The 13464-nt window shown below is 36.3% G+C and carries 15 protein-coding genes; 1 reads left to right on the top strand and 14 read right to left on the bottom strand.

The annotated features are described in order from the left end of the window. Positions 1-4 precede the first annotated feature (4 nt). The 9 genes from rplI to ACUXEY_RS13895 form a co-directional block, all read right to left on the bottom strand. Entirely contained in the window at positions 5-451 is a 447-nt protein-coding gene (gene rplI, locus ACUXEY_RS13935; protein WP_000864235.1) for a 50S ribosomal protein L9, read from the bottom strand. Next, positions 448-2421: a DHH family phosphoesterase gene (locus ACUXEY_RS13930; protein WP_001113895.1), complete on the bottom strand. Its 1974-nt coding sequence runs from the start codon at positions 2419-2421 to the stop codon at positions 448-450. The genes rplI and ACUXEY_RS13930 overlap by 4 nt, the downstream gene beginning before the upstream one ends. Before the next feature lie 78 nt (positions 2422-2499). After that, positions 2500-3435, bottom strand: a complete 936-nt coding sequence (locus tag ACUXEY_RS13925; protein WP_166704369.1) for a YybS family protein — start codon at positions 3433-3435, stop codon at positions 2500-2502. Between the two features lie 81 nt (positions 3436-3516). Next, positions 3517-3750 carry a 30S ribosomal protein S18 gene (gene rpsR, locus ACUXEY_RS13920; protein ID WP_000918873.1) on the bottom strand — a complete coding sequence of 78 codons (234 nt, stop codon included), beginning with the start codon at positions 3748-3750 and terminating at the stop codon, positions 3517-3519. Between the two features lie 45 nt (positions 3751-3795). Continuing rightward, positions 3796-4317, bottom strand: coding sequence for a single-stranded DNA-binding protein (gene ssb, locus ACUXEY_RS13915; protein WP_000981963.1), 522 nt, complete (start codon positions 4315-4317; stop codon positions 3796-3798). A gap of 26 nt (positions 4318-4343) precedes the next feature. After that, complete coding sequence (rpsF, locus tag ACUXEY_RS13910; RefSeq protein WP_001233781.1) at positions 4344-4634, bottom strand: 30S ribosomal protein S6; 291 nt, start codon at positions 4632-4634, stop codon at positions 4344-4346. A gap of 191 nt (positions 4635-4825) precedes the next feature. After that, a complete protein-coding gene (gene ychF / locus ACUXEY_RS13905) occupies positions 4826-5926 on the bottom strand; it encodes a redox-regulated ATPase YchF (RefSeq protein ID WP_166704368.1) in 1101 nt (366 codons plus the stop codon). Between the two features lie 115 nt (positions 5927-6041). Continuing rightward, positions 6042-6239, bottom strand: a complete 198-nt coding sequence (locus ACUXEY_RS13900; protein ID WP_461300936.1) for a DUF951 domain-containing protein — start codon at positions 6237-6239, stop codon at positions 6042-6044. A 20-nt stretch (positions 6240-6259) separates the two neighbouring features. Continuing rightward, a complete protein-coding gene (locus ACUXEY_RS13895) occupies positions 6260-7141 on the bottom strand; it encodes a mechanosensitive ion channel family protein (RefSeq protein ID WP_461300935.1) in 882 nt (293 codons plus the stop codon). 259 nt (positions 7142-7400) lie between these two features. Here ACUXEY_RS13895 and yyaC point away from each other — a divergent pair, with 259 nt between their 5' ends. Then, positions 7401-7997 carry a spore protease YyaC gene (yyaC, locus tag ACUXEY_RS13890; RefSeq protein ID WP_001020731.1) on the top strand — a complete coding sequence of 199 codons (597 nt, stop codon included), beginning with the start codon at positions 7401-7403 and terminating at the stop codon, positions 7995-7997. A gap of 20 nt (positions 7998-8017) precedes the next feature. Here the strand turns inward: yyaC and spo0J are convergent, their stop codons facing one another. The 5 genes from spo0J to mnmG all read right to left on the bottom strand — a co-directional run bounded on the left by spo0J (position 8018) and on the right by mnmG (position 13421). Beyond that, entirely contained in the window at positions 8018-8869 is an 852-nt protein-coding gene (gene spo0J, locus ACUXEY_RS13885; protein WP_461300934.1) for a stage 0 sporulation protein Spo0J, read from the bottom strand. Continuing rightward, positions 8862-9623 carry a sporulation initiation inhibitor protein Soj gene (soj, locus tag ACUXEY_RS13880; protein ID WP_002174509.1) on the bottom strand — a complete coding sequence of 254 codons (762 nt, stop codon included), beginning with the start codon at positions 9621-9623 and terminating at the stop codon, positions 8862-8864. Before soj ends, spo0J begins: the two co-directional genes overlap by 8 nt. 189 nt (positions 9624-9812) lie before the next feature. Further along, the gene (gene noc, locus ACUXEY_RS13875; RefSeq protein ID WP_429601724.1) at positions 9813-10685 is read right to left on the bottom strand and encodes a nucleoid occlusion protein; all 873 of its coding nucleotides are present in this window, start codon (positions 10683-10685) and stop codon (positions 9813-9815) included. Between the two features lie 105 nt (positions 10686-10790). After that, entirely contained in the window at positions 10791-11510 is a 720-nt protein-coding gene (rsmG, locus tag ACUXEY_RS13870) for a 16S rRNA (guanine(527)-N(7))-methyltransferase RsmG (protein WP_001019622.1), read from the bottom strand. Positions 11511-11531: 21 nt separating this feature from the next. Then, positions 11532-13421, bottom strand: coding sequence for a tRNA uridine-5-carboxymethylaminomethyl(34) synthesis enzyme MnmG (gene mnmG / locus ACUXEY_RS13865; RefSeq protein ID WP_461300933.1), 1890 nt, complete (start codon positions 13419-13421; stop codon positions 11532-11534). Positions 13422-13464 lie beyond the last annotated feature (43 nt).

Here is a 13464-nt window from a genome sequence, read left to right as displayed (position 1 = left end):
ATTTTTATTGTTCACTAACATGAACTTTTACTGTTGCTGTTACTTGCGGATGCAATTTCACAGTAACATTTGTATAGCCTAATGCACGAATTGCATCATCCATTTCAAATTTACGCTTATCAAGTTTAATCTTATGTGATTTTTGCATCGCATCTACGATTTGTTTACTTGTGATTGAACCGAATAGACGGCCACCTTCTCCAGATTTAGCCTTTAATTCTACAGTTAGTTTCTCTAACGTTTCTTTTAATTGTTTTGCACTTTCAAGCTCTGCTGCTGCATCTTTTTCTTCTTTACGCTTTTGAGCTTCTAAAGTTTTCATACTGCTATTTGTCGCTTCAGCAGCTAATCCTTGTTTTAGTAAGAAGTTATTTGCATAACCATCTGGTACGTTTTTTACTTCTCCTTTTTTCCCTTTACCTTTTACGTCTTTTAGAAAAATTACTTTCATGATTGTGTGCCTCCCTGTAAATAGTCATCAATAACAAATCGAAGCTTCTCCTCAGCTTCATCTACTGTAACATTTTTCATTTGTGTGGCTGCATTCGTTAAATGCCCGCCACCACCTAAGTTTTCCATAATTAGCTGCACATTCACTTCACCTAAAGACCTGCCGCTAATTCCAATGAAATTCTCGCCACGTTTTGCAATAACAAATGATGCAGTAATTCCTGTCATTGTTAATAATGTGTCAGCTGATTGCGCAATAAGCACTTGATCGTAGTAATCATCACTATCAACTTTTGCAATCGCAATTCCATTTGTATAAATGTAAGCATTTTTAATAGCTTTTGCAACCCGTAAATACTGATCCATATCTTCTTTTAACAGCTCTTGTACAAGTACGGTATCTGCACCATGAGAGCGTAAATAAGAAGCGGCATCAAACGTACGAGCACCCGTCCGGAATGTAAAGCTTTTCGTATCAACAATAATACCTGCTAACAATGCCGTTGCTTCTAGCATTGTCATTTTTAAATTTTTCGGTTGGTATTCAAGTAATTCTGTAACAAGCTCTGCCGTGGAAGAAGCGTAAGGCTCCATGTAAACAAGCAATGGATCTTCAATAAAATCTTCTCCTCGGCGGTGATGGTCAATAACAACTACATTTTCAATTTTGCGTAACAGCTTTTCTTCCATCACCATTGAAGGTTTATGCGTATCAACAACAACAAGTAATGAATCATCATTTGCAAATTCCATCGCTTGTTCTGGTGTAATAAAGTGAGACCATAACTCTTCGTTTTGTTTCACTTTATCCATTAAACGCTTAATTCCCTTATCAGAATCATTTTCATCTAGCACAATATATCCTTTGCGCTCATTTAATTGCGCTACCTTTAAAATACCAATCGCAGCACCAATTGCGTCCATATCAGGAGCCCTATGCCCCATTATAATGACGTTACTACTTTCTAATACTAAATCTTTTAATGCGTGCGAAATAACTCTAGCACGTACACGAGTACGTTTTTCTACCGGATTTGTCTTACCACCATAAAACTTAACTTTACCTGTTGCTTGCTTAATAGCTACTTGATCTCCACCGCGGCCAAGTGCAAGGTCTAAGCCGGACTGAGCCATTGCCCCAAGCTCTGATAAAGGTAAATCACCTGAACCGACACCTACACTTAAGGTGAGTGGTATATTCCTTTTAGATGTTTCTTCACGCACTTGATCTAAAATGCTAAATTTCCCTTTCTCCATCTGCGCTAAAATACTTTCATTTAACACAACGAAGAATCTTTCTGAAGATGCACGCTTTAAATATGCCCCATACTTAACGGCCCATTCATTTAGTCTTGATGTTACAAGACTTGTTATATTCGTACGTAATTGATCATCTAACCCTTGTGTAACTTCATCATAATTATCTAAATAAATGACAGCTAAAACAGTGCGTTGATCTTCGTACATCTTTTCAATCTCTGTTTGTTCCGTTACATCAAAGAAATAAATCAACTTTTCTTCTTTCCTTACAAAGACACGAAACTTTCGATTATTTAAAGAGACTATATCGTCGGAAGTTTCTCCCTTAATAAAAAGAAGTAACGTTTCTGATACATCATAAAGGTGCCATCCAGCTAATGCATGCTGTCCTAGGCATGAAGATAAATAAGGATTCGCCCAATCAATCCCATAATCCTTATTGTATAACAAAATACCAATCGGCATTTGGTTAAATGCTTCATTACTCACTTTCTTTACCCTTGTAATCATATCTGTCGTATGTTTCTCGAAATTCTTTTGAAAGGTTAGTTCAAATCGTACAACAAGAAAAAGGACGATACAAAAAATAAAGAAGGAGACTATCCCCATTATTAAATGAAAATAACAGAGGATTGAAATGAGCACAAATACAAAAAATGCCAATACGTAAACAGGATATAAAAACCACTGTTTCTTATAAAATTCAGGCATGTATACAACTCCTATAAAGTAAAACTAACTCACCTTCCAGTTAGTTAAACAGATTAAAATAGTATAAGGAATATTACTTTATCCTCCTATTTTAGAACGCAATGAAATCCCTAAATCAATTATACCTAAGATTGTCACAAGAGGAAACAGCATCGGAATAAACATGCAGGCAATAAAACTAATAATAGGAACCCCTTTCGTAAAACCTTTACTATGCGCTAGAAAAGCGATAAACGTCAGACCTTGCAGTACTAGTAGTAAAGCAAATATGACATATAGGTTAGAAAATACCATATGTAAATATGATGTCGGTTCTACTTTTATAAAAGTTGATAGCAAAATAAATATGACGTAATACCAAACAATGCTCTTTGGTAATTGTATATCTTTAAATTTAGGCCAATGTATAACGTCATGTTTTAGTTTTCTCAAAACACTACCCGATATCATAACTGTAATCCAAGAAAAACATACCGAGACCATTACAAGTAAACTTGGGAATAACGTTTGTAACACATCATTAAATTGTGCAAATAACTCTTTTTGTTCTTTACTAATAGGCATACCCGCAGCATTAACTATCTTTTCACTTTGCGCCATACTTTCATTAAACATATTTTGCATTTGCTTCATTAAATCTATGTTAAAAAACTTTATACTCGCAACATAAATGAGCATAATACCAATTAAGTACGCAAGCGTCCCCGCCATCAAAATTTCTACCGGTTTTTTTCGTTTTTTATACATATATCCTAAAACAATACCTATCAATCCAAACATAGTTGTCTTTACTAGGTTCATCGGTTGACTGACAATAACCGTAATAAAAAGCGCCGCCGTAAAAATTACAAAGGCGTTAGATAATCTATATCTTATCGTTAGCAATATAAATGGCAATGGCAACGCAAACGTTACAACTGTACCTAAAATTGGAACATACATCGATATAAGCAATAACATTGCATATATCGCTAACAGTGCTGCACCCTCAGTAATAAATTTCGTATTCTTCATTATCTAACCTCTCTTCCAAAAAAAGAAAAGCATAGCAAAATGCACAGTAGAGTCGGACTCTACTGTGCATTTCATACGCTATTATTCACCAACATATGGTAAAAGTGCCATTTGACGAGCACGTTTAATTGCAACTGTAAGTTTGCGTTGGTATTTTGCGCTCGTTCCTGTTACACGACGAGGTAAAATTTTACCACGCTCAGAAACGAAACGTTTTAATAAATCAACATCTTTATAGTCAATGCGAGTGATGCCGTTAGCTGTGAAGAAACACACCTTACGACGTTTCGCACGTCCACCTTTGCGTCCTGCCATGTCTATTTCCCTCCATTCTTTGTTAAAACTAACAAATTTACTGTATTAGAACGGTAAATCGTCGTCGGAAATGTCGATCGGTTGACCTACATTTGAAAATGGATCGTCATTCTTCGTAAATCCAGAGTTTCCTTGGTTACCTTGGTTGCCTGAATTACTAGATTGACCAAATGGGTTAGAGCTTTGGTTACCGAAACCAGCTCCTGATGGTTGCTGATTAAATGAACCACGTTGCTCCCCACCGCCATTACGCGGCTCTAAAAATTGTACGCTTTCCGCAAGAACTTCTGTTACATATACACGTTTACCATCTTGTCCATCGTAATTACGAGTTTGAAGACGTCCATCTACGCCTGCTAAGCTACCTTTTTTCAAATAATTTGCTACGTTTTCTGCTTGTTTACGCCATATTACACAATTAATAAAGTCAGCTTCACGCTCACCTTGTTGATTCGCAAATGCGCGATTCACAGCTAACGTAAAAGTAGCTACTGCAACACCATTGGGCGTGTAACGTAAGTCAGGGTCCTTAGTTAAACGACCAACGAGGATAACACGATTCATCAATCGAACCACTCTCCCTTATATATCAATTATTTTTCTTCTTCTTTAACAACGATATGACGAAGGATGTCTTCGTTGATCTTAGCTAAACGGTCGAATTCGTTAATCGCTTCTGCGTTAGAGTTCACGTTTAAGATCATGTAGAAACCTTCACGTAAGTCATTGATTTCGTAAGCTAAACGACGCTTACCCCACTCTTTCGTGTTAATGATTTCTGCACCATTGTTTGTTAAAACACCTGCAAAACGTTCAACTAAAGCTTTTTGAGCTTCTTCTTCAACGCCAGGACGAATGATGTACATAATTTCGTACTTTCTCATTACACTTTCACCTCCTTTTGGTCTAAACGGCCCGTAATGGGCAAGGAGCAATTAATTTATAGTAATTACTCACGAGTTTAGATTATATCATAGTAAGTTAGATGAATCAACTCACCCATACATAAAAAACTTGGCAAACACATAATATATTTGCCAAGCTTATATCTTAATTTTTCCTAGGAAATATTAAATTAAACGTTGAAGCGGAAGTGCATAACGTCTCCGTCTTTTACGATATACTCTTTTCCTTCTAAACGAACTTTACCAGCTTCTTTTGCAGCTGTCATAGAACCGTTTGTCATTAAGTCTTCATAAGAAACTGTTTCCGCACGAATAAATCCACGCTCGAAGTCTGTATGAATTACGCCCGCACATTGCGGTGCTTTCATCCCTTGTTTGAACGTCCATGCACGTACTTCTTGTACACCAGCTGTGAAGTAAGTAGCAAGTCCTAATAAATTGTATGCAGCACGAATTAATTGATCTAAACCAGATTCTTCAATGCCTAGTTCTTCAAGGAATACTTTTTTCTCTTCCTCGTCTAGTTCAGCGATTTCTTCTTCGATTTTTGCACATACAACGATTACTTGAGAATTTTCATTTGCAGCAAATTCTTTTACCATTTGTACGTATTTGTTTTCAGAAGGATCCATAACATCATCTTCACTTACGTTTGCTACGTATAGCATTTCTTTCGTTGTAAGTAAATGAAGGCCTTTAACAATCTTCATTTGCTCTTCTGTAAATTCAACAGTACGAGCCGGTTTGCCCTCTTCAAAAGCTTCTTTTAAGCGAACTAAAATTTCATGCTCGTATACTGCTTCTTTATCTTTTTGTCTTGCTAATTTCGCAACACGCTCGATACGTTTATCAACAGATTCTAGATCCGCTAAAATTAGCTCTAAGTTGATTGTTTCAATATCATCAATCGGATCTACTTTCCCTGAAACGTGCGTAATATTTTCGTCTTCAAAACAACGAACAACTTGGCAAATTGCATCTACTTGGCGAATGTGAGATAAGAATTTATTTCCTAATCCTTCACCTTTACTAGCACCTTTTACGATACCCGCAATATCAGTAAACTCAAATACAGTCGGAACAGTTTTTTTCGGTTCTACTAATTCCGTTAATTTATTTAAACGCTCATCTGGTACTTCTACAATCCCTACGTTTGGATCAATTGTACAGAATGGATAGTTTGCAGATTCTGCTCCTGCTTGTGTAATTGCATTAAATAAAGTGGACTTCCCTACGTTAGGTAATCCAACAATCCCAGCCGTTAATCCCATATTTTTCACTCCTATGTCTCAATCTTTCATCATTATAGATAGTAACGAAAAAAATGACAAGTTTCCTCCAAACGAAAAAAAGTAACAGCTACCCATTGCAACTGTTACTTTCTCTCTATTCTTCGTACTTCACAAGTATTTTTTTTACCTTACGATCAAATTCTCTTCGAGGAATCATTACTGAATGGTCACATCCCTCGCACTTAATGCGGATATCCATTCCCATACGAATAATCTTCCATCGATTCTCACCACATGGGTGGGCTTTCTTCATTTCCACAACATCGTACAAGTTATATTGCTTTTGCTCCATTCTCCAAACCCCTCTCTATACTAAATTGCTTTTCCACTCACCAATTCTTCACGATTATATAAAACCATACGTGGATATGGAATTTCAATACCATGTAAATCTAGACGATTTTTAATTTCCTTACGAAGTGCTCTTGCAATAACTGCATGTTGCATCGGCTCTACTTCCGCGATAACGCGTAATATAACTTCTGATGCAGCTAATGTTTGTACACCTAATAACTGAGGCGTTGTTACCATTTGCGCATACTGTGCAGGTAATTCTTCTAATAACTCTTCAATGACTTGCTCCGCTTTCGCTATGTCAGCCTCATACGAAATGGATACATCAACAAATGCTACACTATTACTAACTGAGTAGTTCGTAACTTGAACGATACTTCCATTTGGTAAAGTATGAATTTCGCCTGTCCAACTCTTTACTTTCGTTGTACGAAGTCCAATTTCTAAAACGACTCCTTCAAACTGACCAATTTTTACATAGTCTCCTACCGAAAATTGATCTTCTAGCAAGATAAATAACCCTGTAATAACATCTTTCACTAAACTTTGTGCACCAAACCCGACTGCCAAACCAATTACCCCGGCACCGGCTAATAAACCTGATGCATTAATATTAAACACACCTAAAATCGCAATTAACATAATGAACATAACAACGTATGCCACGATATTCTCAAGTAACTTTGCTACTGTAACTGTACGACGTTCTGAAATTTGAATTGGAGAACGACTTCCCATACGAAACGCATTTCGTACAATCGCTCTTGCAATTCTCACTACAATTGCACCAATTGTTAAAATGATACATATTTTTAATGTCGCAATTCCAATATCTGCCCAACGATCAGCATCTAATAAATACTGTTTCGTAGAATTAAACCACTTCGTTAATAAATCCATGTACCTCTACCTCTCCAGCCAAAATTTCTTTTTAGTTATCCTTCTTATTGTATCAGAAGTCTCCTAGTTGCTGAAAAATTTTTATGACTTTAATTGCATTTGTTAACCTCCATACAGGTATAAAATGGAACGAATATATATATACTAGTACTATTATTTCCGTTTTCACTTAAGTTTTACAGCAAGTACGCACTTATAGTTTTCCATTTTACTCACCATATAACATATTTTGAAAATTTATTAAAAGGATGGGTGCTTCATGAATATTGGAAGTTTTCGCTTACCTTTTTTCGAAAAAGAAACTCAAAATGTTATGCACCAAGATTTAGAAGCCTCCGAGACAATTAGTAACTTCTTACTTTCCCACATCCCTATTAAAACTCATATACCAATTATTCTCGTTTGTATCGGAACAGATCGTTCTACAGGTGATGCACTCGGTCCGTTAGTCGGTACGAAACTAGAACAAGTAGGAATTACAAACTTCCAAGTGTTCGGCACACTAGATGAGCCAGTCCATGCACTAAATTTAGAAGAGAGAATTCAGAATATACAGAAAGATAACCCTACCTCGTTTATAATTGCGGTTGATGCCTGTTTAGGAAAATCTCAAAGTATCGGTTCTATCACTACCGGAATGGGGCCTAGTAAACCTGGAGCTGCGATGAATAAGAAATTACCCGCAGTTGGCGATTTACATATTCATGGCATCGTAAATCTAAACGGTTTTATGGAGTTTTTCGTCCTGCAAAATACAAGATTAAGTTTAGTCATGAAAATGGCTGATGTAATTGCACAAAGTATAAAAGAAACAGATCAAAAATTATCTGTATTAAAAAAAGCAAACCATCTATAAATAATAAGATGGTTTGCTTTTTAGTTTTTCTGCGCTAATAATTCTAAAATACGATTTAAATCCTCTTTATTGAAAAATTCAATTTCGATTTTACCTTTTTCTTTTTTCGTTTCTTTAATTTTCACATCTGTGCCAAACTTTTCTCTTAAAAACGTTTCGCGTTCTACGAAAAATATATTTCTCTCTTTTTTCACTTGTTTTGTTTCACGTGAAACGCGTTGATTAATCTCCTGAACAATTTTCTCTAATTGACGAACATTTAATCCTTCTTTTTCAATTCGTTTCAGTAAAGATTTCAATTGTTCTTCATCTTTTATCGTAAGTAAAGTTCGCCCATGGGCCATTGAAAGTTGACCGTTTGCAATCATATCTTGCACAAAAGAAGGGAGGCTTAATAACCGCGTATAGTTTGCAATGTAAGGTCTGCTCTTACCAAGACGTTTTGCTAATTGTTCTTGCGTTACATTTAGCTCATTCATTAACATTTGGTATGCCATTGCTTCTTCCATTGGATTTAAATCTTCTCGTTGTAAGTTTTCAAGCAATGCAAACTCCATCATTTGCTGCTCACTTAATTGTCTTACAACAGCAGGTACCTTTTCTAGTCCAGCCTCTTTAGCAGCACGATACCTTCTTTCACCTGCAACAATTTCATATCCTTTAATACTCTTTCTAGCAATTAACGGTTGTAATATGCCGTGCTCTTTAATAGAAGCCGATAATTCTTGAATCGCCTCTTTATTAAAGTGTTTACGTGGTTGATATGGATTCGGTCTTAATTCAGTTATCACAATCTCCTGAATTGTCTCTTCTTCTTTCACATCTAAATCAGGAAAAAACACATTGATTCCTCTTCCTAATCCTTTAGCCACCTGCAATCACTTCCTCTGCTAAATCTATATATACTTCTGCCCCTCTTGATTTAGCGTCATACTGCATAATTGGTTTCCCGTGACTTGGTGCTTCACTTAAACGAACATTACGAGGAATAATCGAACGGTATACTTTATCCCTAAAGTATTTTTTCACTTCATCTATAACCTGAATCCCTAAATTTGTACGGGCATCTAACATTGTTAGTAATACACCTTGGATTGCTAGATTTTTATTTAAGTGCTTTTGCACAAGTCGAACTGTATTTAATAGCTGACTTAACCCTTCTAGCGCGTAATATTCGCATTGAACAGGAATAATAACAGAGTCTGCTGCTGTTAATGCATTAATCGTTAATAACCCTAAGGATGGGGGACAGTCGATAATAATATAATCGTATTCATCACGAATTGGCTGTAATGCCCTTTGCAAACGTACTTCCCGGGAAATAGTTGGTACCAATTCAATTTCAGCACCTGCCAATTGAATTGTAGCGGGTAGAACATCTAAGTTTTCAGTTGCGGTTTTACGTATAACCCCTTGAACATCTGCATCTTCCACAAGAACATTGTAAATACATTGATCTAATTCAGATTTTTCAATTCCCACACCAGTCGTTGCATTTCCTTGAGCGTCAATATCTACAAGAAGGACCTTTTTACCTACCTGTGCCAATCCAGCCCCTAAATTAACAGATGTTGTTGTTTTTCCAACGCCACCTTTTTGATTGGCAATAGCAATGATTTTTCCCATGATGTCACCTACTTTCAACCTTTCTATCTTATTCTAGTAACAATTACGTTTATTGTAACATGAAATAAAAGTTTTTCTTTTACGTCCTTATTAAACTTCAAAATTTATTTGTAAACTCCTTCTTCCTCTAATAAGAAAATATAGTAAAAGAGACCTATCCAATAGGAACAGGTCTCTAACACGCCATTATTATTTTTTCTTAGGAATTTGGATTGTAATTTGATAGTATTCATCAAATTCCTCTTCCTCAGAATTAACATTTAAACCACTGTCAGCAACCATTTGTAATGACTGCCTAATTGTATTCATGGCAATTCTTGTATCTCGACTTACTGCTTTTTGCTTTGCCTTACGCTTCGGTTTTGCTTCCTCTAGTAATTTCGAAATTCGTTCCTCTGTTTGCTTTACATTCAGTTGTTTCTCCACAATTTCCTGTAAAACCTTCAGTTGTAATTCCTCATTCTTTAAAGGAATAAGCGCGCGGGCATGACGTTCTGTAATACTTTTTTCTAATAGCGCACTTTTTATTTCTTCAGGCAACTTTAACAATCGCAACTTATTTGCGATTGTGGATTGTCCTTTTCCAAGTCGTTGTGCCAATGCTTCTTGTGTTAAATTATGTAACTCAATTAGCTTTTGATATGCCACAGCTTCCTCGATTGCTGTTAGTTCCTCACGTTGCAAGTTTTCAATTAAAGCTACAGAAGCTGTTTCTGTATCATTTAAGTTCTTTATAATTGCAGGAACCTTTTCCCATCCTAACTTTGTTGCCGCACGGAAACGCCTTTCTCCAGCAATAATCTCGTACTTATCATCCTCATATTGCCTCACAACAATTGGCTGAATAAGTCCGTGTGTACGAATCGTTAATGCTAGTTCCTCAATACGCGCATCATCAAAAACTGTTCGTGGTTGATAACGGTTAGGAGTAATATTTACTATCGGAATTTCTTGTATTTCTTCATATACCTTTTTATCTATTTCTTCATGGCTTTCGTCTTGTAATTCGAATTCGCTCTCTTTATCTCCAAAGCCAAATAAACGAGAAAACGTATTTTTCATACATATTCCACCACCTTTTAGGCCTATTGACTATTCTCCATAAAATGTTTCCTATGAAACATTTACGTTTTCATTTATATAATTTAATCTTACGTCTAATAAGATTTATTTTTCAATAGGTAATTTATTGGGTGTTCCTGGTTTGCGTGGATATTTCTTTGGTGTCTTGCGTTTTTTCTCGATTAATAAAATATTACGTTCACTTTCTTCAAACGGTAATTGAAACGTAGACATTTCTTTTAGATCCCCGCCTAGCACCTCTAAAGCATACTTGCCATTTTCAATTTCTTCGTTTGCTGCGGCACCTTTCATTGCAATAAATGTTCCCCCAACTTTTACAAGTGGTAAACATAGCTCGCTTAATACCGAAAGGCGTGCAACTGCACGTGCCATTACAATATCGTACGATTCACGTACACCTTCTTTTTTGCCAAATGTTTCAGCACGATCGTGACAAAATGCAACGTCACTTAATTCTAACTTTTGTGCTAAATGATTTAAGAAATTGATACGTTTTTGTAATGAGTCTACAATTGTCACCTTTAAGTGCGGGAAACAGATTTTTAAAGGAATACTTGGGAATCCAGCTCCTGCGCCAACATCACAAATTGAGAATGGCTTTGAAAAATCATAGTAAAAAGCAGCTGTAATGGAATCAAAAAAGTGTTTTAAATATACTTCCTCTTTCTCCGTAATAGCCGTTAAGTTCATTTTTTCATTCCACTCTACTAATGTTTCGAAGTAGATTTCGAACTGCTCTAACTGTCTAGAAGAGAGGGTGATACCCTTCTCTTCTAGCATAGATTGAAATTGTTCTATGTTCATCTAACAATATCTCCTTACTATTTATTGGTTCGATACTCGCGCAATTTTTCCTTGTTCGATATACACAAGTAAAATGGAAATATCCGCTGGATTTACACCAGAAATACGTGAAGCCTGCCCCATTGATAGCGGACGAACATCTTTCAATTTCTGTCTAGCTTCAGAGGCAAGACTAGAAATTGCATCATAATCAATATCCTCAGGGATTTTTTTGTTTTCCATTTTCTTCATACGCTCTACTTGCTGTAAAGATTTTTCTATATAGCCTTCGTACTTAATCTGAATTTCAACTTGTTCTGTAACTTCATCACTTAATTCTACTTCACTTGGTACTAAAAGATGAATATGCTCATATGTCATCTCCGGACGACGTAATAAGTCACTTGCACGTATTCCATCTTTTAATTCACTTCCACCAATACTGCGAATTAATTCTTGAACTTCAGGACGTGGTTTAATAATAATGCTGCTTAAACGTTCCTTTTCCTGTTCAATTTGTAATTTTTTATTTGTAAATCGCTCATAGCGATCTTCTTTAATTAATCCAATTTCACGACCAACTTCAGTTAAACGAAGATCTGCATTATCGTGGCGTAATAATAGACGATATTCTGCACGAGACGTTAATAAACGATACGGTTCATTCGTCCCTTTCGTTACAAGATCATCAATTAGAACACCGATATAAGCATCCTCACGACCTAAAATAACTTCTTTTTTACCTAAAGAACGACATGCTGCATTAATTCCGGCCATAAGCCCTTGTCCCGCTGCCTCTTCGTAACCAGAAGTTCCGTTAATTTGTCCTGCTGTATATAAATTTTTAATTTTTTTCGTTTCAAGTGTTGGCCATAGTTGCGTTGGCACAATTGCATCATATTCAATTGCATAACCTGTACGCATCATTTCAACATTTTCTAGACCAGGGATTGTTCTAAGCATATCACGCTGTACGTCTTCTGGTAAGCTTGTAGATAAACCTTGTACGTACACTTCTTGTGTATTACGTCCTTCTGGCTCTAAGAAAATTTGATGACGTGGTTTATCATTAAACCTTACTACTTTGTCTTCAATTGACGGACAATATCTAGGCCCCGTTCCCTTAATCATACCAGAATACATAGCTGAGCGATGTAAGTTTTCATCTATTAAACGATGTGTTTCCATACTTGTATACGTTAACCAACATGGAATTTGATCCGTAATAAATTTTGTCGTTTCAAAAGAGAAAGATCTTGGCTTATCATCACCTGGCTGAATTTCTGTTTTACTATAATCAATCGTATTACTATTTACACGCGGAGGTGTACCTGTTTTAAATCTAACAAGATCAAATCCAAGCTCCTCTAAATGTTCCGATAAAGTAATAGATGGTTGTTGATTATTCGGACCGCTCGAATATTTTAACTCTCCCATAATAATCTCGCCGCGTAAAAACGTACCAGTCGTAATTACAACTGTTTTTGCTGTATATTCAGCTCCAGCTTGCGTAACTACTCCTTTACATTCGCCATCTTCAACGATTAAACGCTCTACCATTCCTTGGAACAACGTTAAGTTTGGTGTTTCTTCAATTGTTTTCTTTAATTCATGCTGGTAAGAGAACTTATCTGCTTGTGCTCGAAGTGCACGTACAGCTGGCCCTTTACCCGTATTTAACATACGCATTTGAATATGTGTTTTATCGATGTTGCGTCCCATTTCTCCGCCTAAGGCATCAATTTCACGAACAACAATCCCTTTTGCTGGTCCACCAACAGAAGGGTTACATGGCATAAACGCTACCATATCTAAATTAATTGTTAACATTAATGTTTTGGAGCCCATTCGTGCTGCCGCAAGACCAGCTTCACATCCTGCATGACCTGCACCGATTACTATGACATCGTAAGAACCGGCATTGTATCCCATTGTTTATTCCTCCTAATAATCTCTATCTTTCTGAAACATCACT

The sequence above is a fragment of the Bacillus sp. F9_6S_D1_P_5 genome, assembly GCF_054823925.1.
Note: the sequence above shows the minus strand (reverse complement) of the source record. Positions and strands in the feature narration are given on the sequence as shown.